The sequence below is a fragment of the Candidatus Blastococcus massiliensis AP3 genome, assembly GCF_000582785.1.
GTDB classification, from domain to species: domain Bacteria; phylum Actinomycetota; class Actinomycetes; order Mycobacteriales; family Geodermatophilaceae; genus Blastococcus; species Blastococcus massiliensis.
Map to the genome: position 1 here is coordinate 1 of NZ_HG931174.1, position 14,904 is coordinate 14,904.

The following is a 14,904-nucleotide window of genomic DNA, read 5'->3' on the forward strand; positions in this document are numbered from 1 at the left end:
ACCTCGGGGCAGCGTGTGCAACCCCCCGGCCGAGCGGCTCCCGTCACACCGCTCAGAGGCCGAGGAAGCCCTCGATCCCCACGGTGAGACCCGGGCGTCGGCCGATCTCGCGGACCGCGAGGAGGACCCCGGGCATGAAGGACGCGCGGTCGTAGGAGTCGTGCCGCAGCGTCAGGGTCTCCCCCTCCGCGCCCATGAGCACCTCCTGGTGCGCGACCAGCCCGCTCAGACGGACGGCGTGCACCGCGACCCCGTCGACGTCGGCGCCGCGCGCCCCGGGAAGCGCGTCCGTGGTGGCATCGGGAGAGGCGGCCATGCCGGCCGAGGACCGGGCCTCGGCGATCAGCCGAGCCGTGCGCACGGCCGTCCCCGAGGGGGCGTCCACCTTGTTCGGGTGGTGCAGCTCGACCACCTCGACCGACGGGAAGAAGCGGGCCGCCTCCTGCGCGAACTTCATGAGCAGCAGTGCACCGATCCCGAAGTTGGGGGCGATGACCACCCCGAGGTCGGGCTTGGGTGCCAGCCACTCGCGGACGGTCGCCAGGCGGGTCTCGTCGAACCCCGTCGTCCCGACCACGCAGTGGATGTTGTTGTCGATGCAGAACCGGATGTTGTCCATGACGACGTCCGGGCGGGTGAAGTCGACGACCACCTGGGTGCCGGCGTCGGCCAGGCCGAACAGCCAGTCGCCCTCGTCGACCATCGCGACGAGCTCGAGGTCCTCGGCGGCGTTGACCGCCTTGACCACCTCGGTGCCCATCCGGCCGCGGGCCCCGAGGACCCCCACGTTGATGAGCGGGGCGTCGCCGGACGACGTCGCAGCGGACGGCTGGTCGGATGCGGAGGTGGTCACGCGGTCAGGTTTCCCGGCCCGACGACGAACCGCAAGGCAGCCCTCCGGTTCAGGCCTCCGCCGCGACCCGCCGCTCGAGCGCTGCCCACGCCACCAGACCGAGCAGCACACCCAGTACGTCGGCGACGAAGTCCGCGACCGACGCGCTCCGATCCAGGGGCGAGAGCCCCTGCACGACCTCGCTGACCGCCGCGTAGCCGATCAGCAGCGGCGGCACGGCGCGCGCGGAGAGCCCCGCCCACCGACCGGTGACCACGAGAGCGGCGAACAGCCCCGCGTGCACGAGTTTGTCCACCCCCGGCGGCGCCGAGGGGACGTCGGACGCCGGGGCGAACAGGACCGCCAGCGACACCAGCACCGCGACGCAGAAGACACCCCTCGCGAGGGCGCCGTGCACGGCGAGGACGGGAGGGAACCGCATCAGAGCCGGTCGAGGTCCGACTCGCGGTAGGGCCCGACGACGGCGAGGCAGGTCGGCCGGCCGAAGAGCTCGGCGGCGACCCCGCGCACCTGCTCCTCGTCCACGGCGTCCAGCCGGGCGAGCACCTCGCGCACGGGCAGGTACTCCCCGTGGGAGAGCTCGCTCTTGCCGAGCCGGCTCATCCGGGAACCGGTGTCCTCGAGCCCCAGCACGACGCCCCCCTTGAGCTGCCCCTGGGCGCGGGCGACCTCCTCGGGGGTCAGCCCGTCGGCCGCGACCCGGTCGAGCTCCTCCCGGATGAGCCGCAGCACCTCGGGCACCCGCTTCTTGGAGCAGCCGGCGTAGACCGAGAAGGCTCCGGCCCCGGCGTAGTGGGTGAGTGCGGACCCGACGCTGTACACCAGGCCCCGCTTCTCGCGGATCTCCTGGAACAGCCGTGAACTCATCCCGCCACCGACGGCGGCGTCGAGCACCGCGGCGGCGTAGCGCCGATCGTCCAGCCGGCCCAGTCCGGCCGCACCGAGCAGCAGGTGCGTCTGCTCCGTGCGCCGCGCGATGAGGCCGGTCGACCGGGCGGGCCGATCGGGTCCCGCCTCGCCGAGCCGCAGCGGAGCGGGCTGCCCCTCCCCCGCCAGCCGGTCCCCGAACGCCGCGGTCACCAGGTCGAGCACCTGCTGGTGGTCGACCCGGCCCGCGGCCGTGATCACCATCGAGGGCATGGCGTAGCGCTGCCGGTACCAGCCGTCGACGTCGTCCCGGGTGAGCCCCTCGATCGACTCGACGGTCCCCAGCACCGACCGGCCCAGCGGGCTGTCGCCGAAGAGCGTCTCGGCAAACAGGTCGTGGACGGCGTCGGAGGGCTCGTCGTCGCGCATGGCGATCTCCTCGAGCACCACCGTGCGCTCGGACTCGAGGTCGGCCGCGGTGTTGGTCGCGTCGGTGACCAGGTCCGCCAGCAGCGTCACCGCGAGCGGCAGGTCGCTGGCGAGCACGTTCGCGTAGTAGCAGGTGTGCTCCTTGGCGGTGAACGCGTTCATCTCACCGCCGACGGCGTCCATCGCCGTCGCGATCTCCAGCGCGGTGCGCGACGGCGTGCCCTTGAAGAGCAGGTGCTCCAGGAAGTGCGAGGACCCGGCCACGGCCGGCGTCTCGTCCCGGGAGCCGACGCCCACCCAGATGCCGAGCGTCGCCGACAGGACGCCGGGCATCGTCTCGGTGAGGACCCGCAGGCCTCCGGGCAGCGTGGTGCGTTCCACCCGGCCGCCGACCTCGTCCAGGTCGAGCAGTTGGGTCACCCCGACGGGCGCCGGGGCGGGTGCATGCGCACCCGCCCCGGTCCCGATCACGTCAGTCGTGATCACTCACTCGCAGGAGCGGCTTCGGCCTCGGCCGGAGCCTCGGCGCCACCGGCGTCGCCCTCGGCGACCGGCACGAGGCTGATCTTGCCGCGGGCGTCGATGTCGGTGATCTCCACCTGCATCTTGTCGCCGACGTTGGCCACGTCCTCGACCTTGCCGATGCGCTTGCCGCCACCGAGCTTGCTGATGTGCACCAGGCCGTCGCGGCCGGGCAGCAGGGAGACGAAGGCGCCGAACGGCGTGGTCTTGACGACCGTGCCGAGGAAGCGCTCGCCGACCTTGGGCAGTGTCGGGTTGGCGATCGCGTTGATCCGGTCCACCGCGGCCTGGGCCGAGGGGCCGTCGGACGCGCCGACGTAGATCGTGCCGTCGTCCTCGATGGTGATGTCCGCGCCGGTCTCGTCCTGGATCGCGTTGATCATCTGGCCCTTGGGGCCGATGACCGCGCCGATCTTGTCGACCGGGATGCGCACCGTGGTCACCCGCGGGGCGTAGGGGCTCATCTCGTCCGGCGCGTCGATGGCCTCGTTCATCACGTCGAGGATGTGCAGCCGGGCCGCGCGGGCCTGGGTGAGCGCACCGGCGAGGACGTCGGAGGGGATGCCGTCGAGCTTGGTGTCCAGCTGCAGCGCCGTGACGAAGTCGCGGGTGCCGGCGACCTTGAAGTCCATGTCACCGAACGCGTCCTCGGCACCGAGGATGTCGGTCAGCGCGACGTACTCGGTCGTGCCGTCGACCTCGTCGGAGACCAGGCCCATGGCGATGCCGGCGACCGGCGCCTTCAGCGGGACACCGGCGTTGAGCAGGGCCAGCGTCGAGGCGCAGACCGAGCCCATCGAGGTGGAGCCGTTGGAGCCCAGCGCCTCGGACACCTGACGGATCGCGTAGGGGAACTCCTCGCGGTCCGGCAGGACCGGGACGAGCGCCCGCTCGGCGAGCGCGCCGTGGCCGATCTCGCGGCGCTTGGGCGAGCCCACGCGGCCGGTCTCACCGGTGGAGTACGGCGGGAAGTTGTAGTTGTGCATGTAGCGCTTGCGGCTGACCGGCGAGAGCGTGTCGAGCTGCTGCTCCATGCGGAGCATGTTCAGCGTGGTGACACCCAGGATCTGGGTCTCGCCGCGCTCGAACAAGGCCGAGCCGTGCACGCGCGGGATGACCTCGACCTCGGCCGACAGCGGACGGATGTCGGTCAGCCCCCGGCCGTCGATGCGGACCTTGTCGCGCAGGATGCGCTGGCGGACGACCTTCTTGGTCAGCGCGCGGAAGGCTCCGGAGATCTCCTTCTCGCGTCCCTCGAACTGACCGGCCAGGGCTGCCTTGACCTCGTCCTTGAGGGCGTCGGTGGCGTCCTCGCGCTCGGCCTTGCCGGCGATCTGCTGCGCCTGGGCGAGCTTGTCACCCACGTGCGCCTCGACGGCGGCGTAGACGTCGTCCTGGTAGTCGAGGAAGCGGGGGAAGTCGGCGACCGGCTTGGCGGCCTTCTCGGCCATGGCCGACTGGGCGTCGCACAGGGCCTTGATGAAGGGCTTGGCGGCCTCGAGGCCCTGGGCCACGATCTCCTCGGTCGGGGCGGGGGCGCCACCGGCGACGAGCTCGATGGTCTTCTCGGTGGCCTCGGCCTCGACCATCATGATCGCGACGTCGCCGTCGGGGAGGACGCGGCCGGCGACGACCATGTCGAAGACTGCGTCCTCGAGCTCGGTGTGGGTCGGGAAGCCGACCCACTGGCCGTTGATGAGGGCGACGCGGGTGGCGCCGACCGGGCCGGAGAACGGCAGGCCCGACAGCTGGGTGGAGGCCGAGGCGGCGTTGATCGCCACGACGTCGTAGAGGTGCGTCGGGTCCAGGGCCATGACCGTGATGACGACCTGGACCTCGTTGCGCAGGCCCTTGGCGAAGGTCGGGCGCAGCGGCCGGTCGATGAGGCGGCAGGTGAGGATCGCGTCCTCGGACGGGCGGCCCTCGCGACGGAAGAACGAGCCGGGGATGCGCCCGGCGGCGTACATCCGCTCCTCGACGTCGACGGTCAGCGGGAAGAAGTCGAACTGCTCCTTCGGCTGACGGCCGGCGGTGGTGGCGGACAGCAGCATGGTGTCGCCCATGGTGACGACGACGGAGCCGGCGGCCTGCTTGGCGAGGCGGCCGGTCTCGAAGGTGACCGAACGGCTGCCGAAGCTGCCGTTGTCGATGACCGCGGTGGCGGTGGTGACGCCGTCTTCGGCGTCGAACTCTGCGGTGATGGTGGGTGCGGACACGTGTCCTTCTCTCTTCTTCGTCGCATCGGCCTCGTGCCGACCTGCGACTCCTCTGACGGCCAGTTCCCCGAAGGGTCTGCCGTCCTCGTCCCGGGCGACCGGTGCTCGATCGAAGCCCTCGGGCGGTGCTCTTCCCCTGTCGCGGGGAGGTGATGCGTCCCGGGGGCCACTACCGAGGACCGGCCCTGAGGGGACGCGTCCGGCGGCTGGCCGGTTCTCCGCGTACGGCGGGTGCCGCACGAGGAAGGGGACCGTCCCGGAACGTTCCGGGAGCGGTCCCCTCGTGGTGCCTAGCGGCGCAGGCCGAGCCGCTCGATGAGCGACCGGTAGCGGTTGATGTCGGTCTTGGCCAGGTAGTTCAGCAGCCGGCGACGGCGACCGACCAGCAGGAGCAGGCCGCGGCGGCTGTGGTGATCGTGCTTGTGCATCTTGAGGTGCTCGGTGAGGTCGCTGATCCGACGGGTCAGCATCGCGACCTGCACCTCGGGCGAACCGGTGTCGTTCTCGACCGTCGCGTAGTCGGTCATGATCTGCTTCTTGAGCGCGCTGTCGAGCGCCATGTTCGCCTCCGGGGCGGGTCACGTGTGGCCCCCGGTCTGACTCACGGGGGCAGGTGTCACACGTCGTCGGCGGACCGACGACCACACGAGGTTACATGCCCAGGATCTGCCGGGTGTCGGAGACGTCCTTGGCCATGGCCGCGAGGAGGCCCTCGACGTCGGCGAACGCGGCCATCGGGCGCAGGCGTTCGACGAACTCGACGCCGACGTGCTCGCCGTACAGATCGCCCTCGTAGTCGAGGACGTAGGCCTCCACGGTGCGCCGGCTGCCCTGGAAGGTGGGGTTGCTGCCGACCGAGACCGCGGCAGGGAGGCGCTCCCGGCTCGCCCCGCCGCGCGGGTCCCGGATCACCAGGTGCCCGGCGTACACGCCGTCGGCGGGGATCGCGGTGAACGGGGGGCTCTCGACGTTCGCCGTCGGGTAGCCGAGGTCCCGGCCCCGGCGGTCACCGCGCACGACGACCCCGTCCACCCGGTGCGGGCGGCCCAGGGCCCGCGCGGCCGAGACCATGTCGCCGGCCGCGACGCACGCCCGGATGTAGGTCGAGGAGATGGTGACGTCCCCGCCGTCGGAGGAGTCCTCCGCCAGCGCGATCCCCTCGACGGCGAAGCCGAACCGCCGGCCCTCCGCGGTGAGGGTCGGCACCGTGCCGGCGGCACGGTGCCCGTAGGTGAAGTTCTCCCCAACCACCACCTGCGCCGCGTGCAGGTGCTCGACCAGGACCGTGTGGGTGAAGGTCTCCGGCGGCAGCCGCATGAACTCGGGCGTGAACGGCAGCACGCACATGGCGTCGACGCCGAGGCCCGCGACCAGTTCGGCCTTGCGGTCCATCGCGGTGAGGATCGCCGGGTGCGAGCCGGGGCGCACGACCTCGGCCGGGTGCGGGTCGAAGGTGAGCAGCAGGCAGGGCCGGCGCATCGCCCGGGCGCGCGCGATCGCCGTCCCGATCAGCTGCTGGTGGCCGCGGTGGACGCCGTCGTACATGCCGATGGTGACCACCGTGCGGCCGAGATCGGCCGGGGTGGCCTCCAGGCCTCGCCAACGCTGCACGGAACGTCCCTGCTGCTCAGCCGACGCGGTGCAGCCAGCCGTGCGTGTCGGCCACCCGCCCGTGCTGGATGTCGAGCAGTGCCTCGCGCAGCCGCATGGTCAGCGGACCGGGGGTGCCGTCGCCCACGGTGAAGTCACCGGTGCGTGCCTTGACCTCGCCGACCGGCGTGATGACCGCCGCGGTGCCGCAGGCGAAGGTCTCGGTGACCGTGCCGTCGGCGACGCCCTGGCGCCACTCCTCGACGGAGAACAGCCGCTCGGTGACCCGGTACCCCATGGAGCGGGCCACCTCGATCAGCGAGTCGCGGGTGATGCCGGGCAGCAGGGTGCCGGTGAGCTCGGGGGTGACCAGTTCGGCGGCCCCGCCCTCAGCACCGGAGCCGAGGACGAAGAACAGGTTCATCCCGCCCATCTCCTCGACGTAGCGCTTCTCGACGGCGTCGAGCCACACGACCTGGTCGCAGCCGGCCTCGATGGCCTGCTCCTGCGCCAGCAGGCTGGCGGCGTAGTTGCCGGCGCACTTCACGTCCCCGGTACCGCCGGGGGCGGCCCGGATGTAGTCCTCGGAGAGGTAGACCGACACCGGCTGCACACCGCGCGGGAAGTAGGCACCGGCCGGGCTGGCGATGATCAGGAACAGGTATTCGTGGGCCGGCCGCACGCCGAGGAACGGCTCGCTGGCGAGCATGTATGGCCGCAGGTACAGCGTCTGGTCCGGCTCGGTCGGGACCCACTCCCGGTCGGCGTCGACCAGCGCGTCCACCGCGGTCAGGAAGGCCTCCTCGGGGACGACGGGCATCGCCAGCCGGCGGGCGCCGCGGGCGAACCGGGCGGCGTTGGCCTCGGGGCGGAACGTCGCGACGCTGCCGTCGGGCTGCGCATAGGCCTTGAGGCCCTCGAAGATCGACTGCGCGTAGTGCAGCGCCGCCGTCGCCGGGTCCATCGGGAGCGGGCCGTAGGTGGTCAGCCTGGCGTCGTACCAGCCCTCCCCGGCCCGGTAGCGCGCCACGAACATGCTGTCGGTGAAGTGCCGGCCGAAGCCCGGGTCCTCGAGGACCGCGGCCCGCTCGGCGGGGGTGCGGCGTCGCACGTCCTCCACCACGACCGGCACGCCCTCGGTGAACATCCGCGCGGAGGTACGGCTGTCGCTGAGCGTGTCGGTCATGGCTCCCACCTGCATGTTCGGGCGAACGGGGACCCGGTGGGCACCGGGTCCGCGCTCAGACTATCCCCGCGGGGGGCGGCGGCAGGGAGCCGACCGCCGCCGGGCATCCGCCCTCAGAGCTGGTTCTCCTGGTTCGCCGTGGGACCGGCGTACTCCAGGACCTCGTAGGTCCAGACGTGCGCCGAGTGCGCGGCCGCCGGCGCCAGGGTGTCGCCGCCGCCGTCGTGGGCCCGGTCGAAGTCCTGGCTGGACTGCCAGGCCTCGTAGGCCTCGTGACTGCTCCACCGGGTGTAGACGAGGTACTGGTCGGTGCCCTCGAGCGGCCGCAGGAGCTCGAACCACTCGAATCCGGGCGTGGACTCGACCGCTCCGGCGCGCCCGCGGAAGCGCTCCTCGAAGCGCTCCTGCTTGTCCTTGGGGACCGTGACCGCATTGATCTTCACGACGCTCATGGCGCACCTCTTCCCGTGGGGCCGCAGCCTCAATCCCGAGCGCCCGCGGGGTCGCGCCGGGGGAAGCCGACCGTGACGCGGGCCGTCGTCCCGGCGTCCTCGACGAGGGCCACCAGCCGGCCGTCCGGAGCCACGGCGGCGTGCAGCCCCGGGGCCCCGGTGGCCGGGACGCGCTGGCCGAATCCGACGGCGACCGCCTCCTCCGCGGTGAGGGACCGCTCCGGGAAGACCAGCCGGGCGGCCTCGGTCAGGCCCAGCACGCCGGCTCCCCCGCCGGCGGCCAGTGCCGCGCCGGCCTCCTCCACCGGAGCGGCGTGTCCGATCGCGAACGGGCCCGACGCGGTGCGCCGCAGGGCGGTCAGGTGGCCGCCCACGCCCAGGGCGGCGCCGGCGTCCCGGGCGATCGCCCGGATGTACGTGCCGGCCGTGCAGACGACGGTGACGTCGACGTCGAGCAGGTCGGGCGCCGGCCGGGTGATGCGGTGCACGTCGAGCCGGTGCACGGTGACCGACCGGGGTTCGAGCTGGACGTCCTCCCCGGCCCGCACGCGGTCGTAGGAACGCCGGCCGGCGACCTTCACGGCGCTGACCGACGACGGCACCTGCTGGAGCGGGCCGGTCTGCGCGGCCAGGGCAGCGGTCACCGCGGCGTCGTCGAGGCCCGCCGTCGAGGTGGTCGCGAGCACCTCGCCCTCGCGGTCGTCGGTGACCGTGGACTGCCCGAGGCGGATCGTGGCCTCGTAGGTCTTGTCGTGGCCGCCGACGTGGCCGAGCAGCCGTGTCGCCGAGCCGACGCCGAGGATCAGCAGGCCGGTGGCCATCGGGTCCAGCGTGCCGGCGTGGCCCACCTTGCGGACCGACAGCACCCGGCGGGCGCGGGCGACGACGTCGTGCGAGGTCATTCCGCCGGGCTTGTCCACCAGCAGCAGACCGGGTGGCACGTCGGCGTCAGGGCGTCGGGGGCTCACGACGTAACCGTCGCAGGTGCCTCGAGCCACCGATCGCCGGCCACCCGCACCAGCACACCCACGAGGCGGAGGGCGATGAACAGGCACAGCCCCGTCCACACCCCGGCGAGGCCCCAGTCCAGCGGCCCGGACAGCAGCGACAGCGGCAGGAACCCCACGACCGCCGAGCCGATGGTGAGCGTGCGCAGGTAGCCGACGTCGCCGGCACCCATGAGGACGCCGTCCAGCGCGAAGACCACGCCGGCCAGGGGCTGCATGGCGGCGAGGAACCACCACACCAGTTGCGCCTGGTCGATCACCGCGGGGTCGTCGGTGAACAACGGCGGCAGCACACCGCGCACCGCGAGGAGCACCGCGGCCACGCCCACGCCGGTGCCGAGCCCCCAGATCGTCACCCGCCGGGCGGTGGCCCGGGCCTCGACCGGGCGCCGTGCGCCCAGCGCGTGCCCGACGAGGGTCTGGGCGGCGATGGCGTAGGCGTCGAGGACGAGGGCCAGGAAGAAGAACAGCTGCAGCGCGATCTGGTGCGCGCCGAGTTCGGCCGTGCCCGTCCGGGCGGCGACCCCGGCCGCGACGAGGAAGGAGACCTGCAGCACCGCGGCGCGCAGGAGCAGGTCGCGGCCGATGACCAGCTGGGCCAGGACGGCGTACGGTCGCGGTCGCCAGACGCCGCCTTCCCGCGCCAGTGCCCGGAGGAACAGCGCGGCGGTCACCGCCTGCCCGACGACGTTGGCGTACGCGGAGCCCACCAGCCCCCAGCCGGCCGTGTGCACCAGCAGCGGGCAGAGCACCAGGCTGAGCAGGCTTCCGGCGAGGACGAACCGGACGGGCCGCCGCAGCTCCTGGACGCCGCGCAGCCAGCCGTTGCCGGCCAGCGAGATCAGCAGCAGCGGCAGGCCGAACGAGGCCACGCGCAGCCACTCCTCCCCCGCTGCCGCCACCGGCCCGGCACCGCCGGCCAGCAGCCGGGTGACGGGCCCCGCGAACACCTGGAAGAAGAGCACGACGACCAGACCGAGGGCGGCCGCCAGCCAGGTGGCCTGGACGCCCTCGTCGACGGCTCCGGGGCGGTCGCCGGCACCGGCCCGTCGCGCGGCGCGGGCGGTGGTGCCGTAGGCGAGGAAGTTCAGCAGCGCCGCGGCCCAGGCCATCAGGCCGCCACCGACGGCCAGCCCGCCCAGGGCCACGGTGCCCAGGTTGCCGACCACCGCGGTGTCGACCAGGAGGTACAGCGGCTCCGCAGCCAGGACCACCAGCGCCGGTAACGCCAGCGACAGCACGGACGGCGGCCGCCCGGACGGGGCAGAAACGGCCATGTCTGCCCCGGTCAGCGCGCCGACAGGTGGTCGCGCAGGGTGGCGATCGTCCCCTCGCGGTCGAGGTGGGAGCTGTAACCCGCTGCGAGCGTGTGCCCGCCGCCCCCCAGCGCCATGGCGACGCGGGCGACGTCGGTGCCGCCGCGGGAGCGCAGCGAGACCGACCAGGAACCGTCGTCCTGCCCCTTGAGGACGCACGCGACGTCGGCTTCCTCGGCGGAACGGATGACGTCGACGAGCGCCTCGAGCTGCTCGCCGGGCAGGCCGTGCTCCGCTGCCTCCGCGGTGCTCGACCAGGTCCAGACCAGCCCGGCACCCACCTCGGGCTCGAGCGCCGCGCGGCCGGTCACGACCGACAGCAGGCCCAGCCAGCCGAAGGGAGCGGTGTCGAACAGCCGGCGGCTGATCGCCGCGTGGTCGATGCCCGTCGCCAGGAGGCGGGCTGCCAGCTCGTGCGTGCGCGGCCGGGTGTTGCCGAAGCGGAAGGATCCGGTGTCGGCCGCGAGGCCCGCGTACAGGCAGGTGGCCAGCTGGCTGTCGAGGGCGACGCCGAGGTCGTCGAGGAGGTCGGCCACCAGCGTCACCGTGGCCGGTGCGCCGGGGTCGACGAGGCGGACCCGGCCGAACCCGGGGTTGCTGGCGTGGTGGTCGACGACGATCGAGGTGCCGGCGGCGTCGAGCAGCCCGGCCAGCTCGGCGAGGCGGCCGGGCGAGGCGGCGTCCAGGCTGACGAACACGTCGGGCGAGGACGGCAGCGCGGTCGAGGGCACGAGCCCCTCGGCGCCGGGCATCCAGCCCAGCGAGGCGGGCAGCGTGAGCGGCCCGGGGAACGTCGGCAGCACGCGGGCGCCCCGCCTGCGGAGGCCCTCGGCGAGTGCCAGGGTGCTGCCGAGGGCGTCGGCGTCCGGGTTGACGTGCCCGGAGAGGACGACGGTGGCCCGTGCCTCGGCGGCCTCGGCGAGGACACCGGCCACGGAGCGGGACGTCGCGGCGATGCGCGCGGCGTCGGTGGATGCGGTCACGGTCAGGCGTCCGGTCCCGGGTCGGCGACCGGCGGGGCGTTGTCCTGCTCGCCGACCGAGCCACCGCCCACCGGGTACCCGGGGCCGCCGTCGTCCGGCTCGTCGGAGGTGATGCTGTCGACGTCGCCCACCTGACCCCGCCGGCCGCCATCGGTCGGGTCCCCGTCGGCGGGGACCTTGCGGCCACCCAGCACCGACGTGCCCTGGCCCTCGTCGGCCTCGTACGGATCCGGGTCGTTCTCGGTCATGGTGCGCTCCTGCTGGGGGCGGTGTGCTCAGCACTGTCATCGGCAGTGTCGTGCGCAACCGGGTGGGCCGCGTCGGGGTCGTCGTCCTCGGTGGGGTCGTCCTCCGCCGGCTTCCGGTACGGGTCGGGCTCTCCCGCGTACTGGGCGCCCTCCCGGGCACGGGCCAGTTCCGCGTCGGCGTGCCGGGCCCGCTCCAGCGCCTCCTCGAGCTCCCGGGCGGTGTCCGGGACGATGTCGGCGACGAAGGCGAGGGTCGGCACGAACTTGATGCCGGTCTGCTTGCCGACGGTGGAACGCAGCACCCCCGTGGCGCTGGCCAGCGCGGCCGCCGAGTCGGCGATCTGCGTCTCGTCGCCGTAGACGGTGTAGAAGATCGTGGCCTCGCGGAGGTCGCTGGTCACCCGGGCGTCGGTGACGGTGACCATGCCGAGGCGTGGGTCCTTGATCTGGGTCTCGATCGCGGCGGAGACGATCTGTCGGATGCGCACCGCCAGCTTGCGTGCGCGTGCCGGATCGGCCATCGGACCTCCAGGGATCGGGGCGTCGGACGACGCCGGGTGGACAGGGCAGCCCCCGTGCAGGGACCCGCCGCGAGCGTGCGAGCGGTGGGGGGCACGAGGGTCCTTCAACAATCCGTGTCGCTGAAGAGCTGACGATGCGTCGAGAGCAGGGTCACCTCCGGCCGCTCGGCCAGCAACCGCTCGCACGCATCGAGGACGTCGGTCACCTGCCGGGCGTCCCCCGCCACGATGGCGACGGCGACCTGCGCCCGCCGGTGCAGGTCCTGGTCGCCGACCTCGGCGGCGGACACCGCGAACCGGCGCCGCACCTCGGCCACGATCGGCCGGACGACGGCCCGCTTGCCCTTGAGCGAGTGGACGTCGCCCAGCAGCAGGTCGGCGGTCAGCGTTCCGGTGAACACCGCTGACCCCTTCCGGTCGGGTCCTCCCTCGCCGTGCGGGGTCCTCCCTCACCGTCGGCGGTGAGGGAGGTCCCCCGATGACCAGGTCACCTGATCATCGGGGGACCCGCCGCAGGATCAGGTGCGGGGGATCTCGCGCATCTCGAAGGTCTGGATCACGTCGTCGACCTTGATGTCGTTGAACGACCCCAGGCCGATACCGCACTCGTAGCCCTCGCGGACCTCGGTCGCGTCGTCCTTGAACCGGCGGAGGGACTCCACCGTCAGGTTGTCGGCGACCACGGCACCGTCGCGGAGAAGCCGGGCCTTCGAGTTCCGGACGATCGTGCCCGTGCGGACCAGCGAACCGGCGACGTTGCCGATCTTCGGCACGCGGAAGACCTCGCGGACCTCCGCGGTGCCCAGCTGCACCTCTTCGTACTCGGGCTTGAGCATCCCCTTGAGGGCGGCCTCGATCTCGTCGATGGCCTGGTAGAGGACCGTGTAGTACCGGACGTCCACCCCCTCGCGGTTGGCCAGCTCGGTCGCCTGGCCCTCGGCCCGGACGTTGAAGCCGAGGACGATGACGTCGTCGGCCAGCGCCAGGTCGATGTCGCTCTTGGTGATGCCACCGACGCCGCGGTGGATGACCCGCAGCGAGATCTCGTCGTCGACCTCGATCTTCATCAGCGCCTCTTCGAGCGCCTCGACGGTGCCCGAGTTGTCGCCCTTGATGATCAGGTTGAGCTGACGGGTCTCCTTGAGCGCGGCGTCGAGGTCCTCGAGGCTGATCCGCTTGCGCATGGAGGCGTTCTGCGCGCTGCGGATCCGGGCCTGGCGGCGGTCGGCGATCTGCCGGGCCACCCGGTCCTCCTCGACGACCAGGAACGTGTCGCCGGCACGGGGCACCGACGTGAGACCCACGACCTGCACGGGACGGGCCGGCAGGGCCTCCTTCAGCTTGTTGCCGTGCTCGTCGAGCAGCGACCGGACGCGGCCGTACGCGTCGCCGGCCACGATCGAGTCGCCCTGGCGCAGCGTGCCGCGCTGGACGAGCACCGTGGCGACGGGGCCGCGGCCCTTGTCCAGCTTGGCGTCGATGACGACACCCTGCGGGTCCTGCTCGGTGTTCGCGCGCAGGTCCAGCGAGGCGTCGGCGGTCAGCAGGATCGCGGTCAGGAGCTCGTCGAGGCCCTGGCGCGTGGTGGCCGAGACGTCGACGAACATCGTGTCGCCGCCGTACTCCTCGGCCACCAGCCCGTACTCGGTGAGCTGCTGGCGGATCTTGGCCGGGTTGGCCCCGTCCTTGTCGATCTTGTTGACCGCGACCACGATCGGGACCTCGGCGGCCTGGGCGTGGTTGAGCGCCTCGACCGTCTGCGGCATGACCCCGTCGTCGGCCGCCACGACCAGGACGACGATGTCGGTGACCTTCGCGCCTCGGGCACGCATCGCGGTGAACGACTCGTGACCCGGGGTGTCGATGAAGGTGACCGGCCGCTCGTTGCCCTCGAGCTCGGTGACGATCTGGTAGGCGCCGATGTGCTGGGTGATGCCACCGGCCTCCTTGGAGACCACGTTGCTGTGGCGCAGGGCGTCCAGCAGCTTCGTCTTTCCGTGGTCGACGTGACCCATGACGGTCACGACCGGCGGACGCGGGCTCCAGTCCCCCTCGTCCCCCTCCTCGTCGCCGAAGGTGAGGTCGAAGGTCTCGAGCAGCTCGCGGTCCTCGTCCTCGGGGCTCACGACCTGGATGACCCAGCCGATCTCGGCACCGAGCAGCTGCAACGTCTCGTCGTTGACCGACTGCGTCGCGGTGATCATCTCGCCCAGGTGGAACAGGGCGGTGACCAGCGCGGCCGGCTCGGCGTTGATGCGCTCGGCGAGGTCGGTCAGCGACGCGCCGCGCGGGAGCCGGACGGTCTGCCCGTTGCCGCGAGGCAGCGAGACGCCGCCCATGCTGGGCGCCGCCATGGAGTCGAATTCCTGACGCCGCTGCTTCTTGCTCTTGCGACCACGGACCGGGCCGCGACCACCGGGACGCCCGAAGGCTCCGGCCGTACCGGCACCCGAACCGCCACGACCACGGCCACGGGGACCGCCGCCGCCACGGAAACCGCCACCCGCGGGGGCGCCGGGAGCGCCGCCGCCACCGCCGGGACGGAAGCCACCGCCGCCGCCGGGACCACCGGGACGGCCACCGCCGCCGGGACCACCGGAACGGCCGCCGGGGCCACCGGGACCGCCGGGACGCCCACCGGCCGGACGACCGGGCATCATGCCCGGGCTCGGCCGCTGCGGCATCATCCCCGGGTTGGGGCGAGGACCGCCGGC

At 73.0% G+C, this 14,904-nt stretch carries 15 protein-coding genes; all 15 read right to left on the reverse strand.

What is annotated here, in order from left to right:
• Positions 1-52: 52 nt before the first annotated feature.
• The 15 genes from dapB to infB all read right to left on the reverse strand — a co-directional run bounded on the left by dapB (position 53) and on the right by infB (position 14,544).
• Positions 53-853 carry a 4-hydroxy-tetrahydrodipicolinate reductase gene (gene dapB / locus BN344_RS08410; protein WP_231486664.1) on the reverse strand — a complete coding sequence of 267 codons (801 nt, stop codon included), beginning with the start codon at positions 851-853 and terminating at the stop codon, positions 53-55.
• Positions 854-902: 49 nt separating this feature from the next.
• Entirely contained in the window at positions 903-1,274 is a 372-nt protein-coding gene (locus BN344_RS08415; RefSeq protein WP_051515736.1) for a VanZ family protein, read from the reverse strand.
• The gene (locus tag BN344_RS08420) at positions 1,274-2,620 is read right to left on the reverse strand and encodes a M16 family metallopeptidase (protein ID WP_051515888.1); all 1,347 of its coding nucleotides are present in this window, start codon (positions 2,618-2,620) and stop codon (positions 1,274-1,276) included. Before BN344_RS08420 ends, BN344_RS08415 begins: the two co-directional genes overlap by 1 nt.
• Before the next feature lie 11 nt (positions 2,621-2,631).
• Positions 2,632-4,887, reverse strand: a complete 2,256-nt coding sequence (locus BN344_RS08425) for a polyribonucleotide nucleotidyltransferase (protein ID WP_197022288.1) — start codon at positions 4,885-4,887, stop codon at positions 2,632-2,634.
• A 290-nt stretch (positions 4,888-5,177) separates the two neighbouring features.
• Positions 5,178-5,447, reverse strand: a complete 270-nt coding sequence (gene rpsO, locus BN344_RS08430) for a 30S ribosomal protein S15 (RefSeq protein WP_040338171.1) — start codon at positions 5,445-5,447, stop codon at positions 5,178-5,180.
• A gap of 91 nt (positions 5,448-5,538) precedes the next feature.
• On the reverse strand, positions 5,539-6,498 hold the full coding sequence (locus BN344_RS08435; RefSeq protein ID WP_040338172.1) for a bifunctional riboflavin kinase/FAD synthetase: 960 nt from the start codon (positions 6,496-6,498) through the stop codon (positions 5,539-5,541).
• Between the two features lie 16 nt (positions 6,499-6,514).
• The gene (locus BN344_RS08440; RefSeq protein ID WP_197022289.1) at positions 6,515-7,663 is read right to left on the reverse strand and encodes a branched-chain amino acid aminotransferase; all 1,149 of its coding nucleotides are present in this window, start codon (positions 7,661-7,663) and stop codon (positions 6,515-6,517) included.
• A gap of 113 nt (positions 7,664-7,776) precedes the next feature.
• On the reverse strand, positions 7,777-8,115 hold the full coding sequence (locus BN344_RS08445; protein WP_040338173.1) for an antibiotic biosynthesis monooxygenase family protein: 339 nt from the start codon (positions 8,113-8,115) through the stop codon (positions 7,777-7,779).
• A 29-nt stretch (positions 8,116-8,144) separates the two neighbouring features.
• Positions 8,145-9,083, reverse strand: coding sequence for a tRNA pseudouridine(55) synthase TruB (truB, locus tag BN344_RS08450; protein WP_081788504.1), 939 nt, complete (start codon positions 9,081-9,083; stop codon positions 8,145-8,147).
• A complete protein-coding gene (locus BN344_RS08455; RefSeq protein WP_040338174.1) occupies positions 9,080-10,399 on the reverse strand; it encodes an MATE family efflux transporter in 1,320 nt (439 codons plus the stop codon). Before BN344_RS08455 ends, truB begins: the two co-directional genes overlap by 4 nt.
• Before the next feature lie 11 nt (positions 10,400-10,410).
• Complete coding sequence (locus BN344_RS08460) at positions 10,411-11,421, reverse strand: DHH family phosphoesterase (protein WP_051515737.1); 1,011 nt, start codon at positions 11,419-11,421, stop codon at positions 10,411-10,413.
• Between the two features lie 2 nt (positions 11,422-11,423).
• Complete coding sequence (locus BN344_RS08465) at positions 11,424-11,669, reverse strand: hypothetical protein (protein WP_040338175.1); 246 nt, start codon at positions 11,667-11,669, stop codon at positions 11,424-11,426.
• Positions 11,666-12,190 (reverse strand): 30S ribosome-binding factor RbfA, encoded by a 525-nt coding sequence (gene rbfA, locus BN344_RS08470; protein WP_040338176.1) that lies wholly within the window; start codon positions 12,188-12,190, stop codon positions 11,666-11,668. Before rbfA ends, BN344_RS08465 begins: the two co-directional genes overlap by 4 nt.
• A gap of 104 nt (positions 12,191-12,294) precedes the next feature.
• Entirely contained in the window at positions 12,295-12,591 is a 297-nt protein-coding gene (locus BN344_RS08475) for a DUF503 domain-containing protein (protein ID WP_040338177.1), read from the reverse strand.
• A 117-nt stretch (positions 12,592-12,708) separates the two neighbouring features.
• Positions 12,709-14,544, reverse strand: a complete 1,836-nt coding sequence (infB, locus tag BN344_RS08480) for a translation initiation factor IF-2 (protein ID WP_040338178.1) — start codon at positions 14,542-14,544, stop codon at positions 12,709-12,711.
• Positions 14,545-14,904 lie beyond the last annotated feature (360 nt).

Coding starts and splice junctions, on each gene's coding strand:
- BN344_RS08440 (WP_197022289.1), bottom strand. CDS start 7,663: ATGACCGACACGCTCAGCGACAGCCGTACCTCCGCGCGGATGTTCACC.
- BN344_RS08455 (WP_040338174.1), bottom strand. CDS start 10,399: ATGGCCGTTTCTGCCCCGTCCGGGCGGCCGCCGTCCGTGCTGTCGCTG.
- infB (WP_040338178.1), bottom strand. CDS start 14,544: ATGGCGGCGCCCAGCATGGGCGGCGTCTCGCTGCCTCGCGGCAACGGG.
- BN344_RS08415 (WP_051515736.1), bottom strand. CDS start 1,274: ATGCGGTTCCCTCCCGTCCTCGCCGTGCACGGCGCCCTCGCGAGGGGT.
- BN344_RS08465 (WP_040338175.1), bottom strand. CDS start 11,669: ATGACCGAGAACGACCCGGATCCGTACGAGGCCGACGAGGGCCAGGGC.
- rbfA (WP_040338176.1), bottom strand. CDS start 12,190: ATGGCCGATCCGGCACGCGCACGCAAGCTGGCGGTGCGCATCCGACAG.
- BN344_RS08445 (WP_040338173.1), bottom strand. CDS start 8,115: ATGAGCGTCGTGAAGATCAATGCGGTCACGGTCCCCAAGGACAAGCAG.
- rpsO (WP_040338171.1), bottom strand. CDS start 5,447: ATGGCGCTCGACAGCGCGCTCAAGAAGCAGATCATGACCGACTACGCG.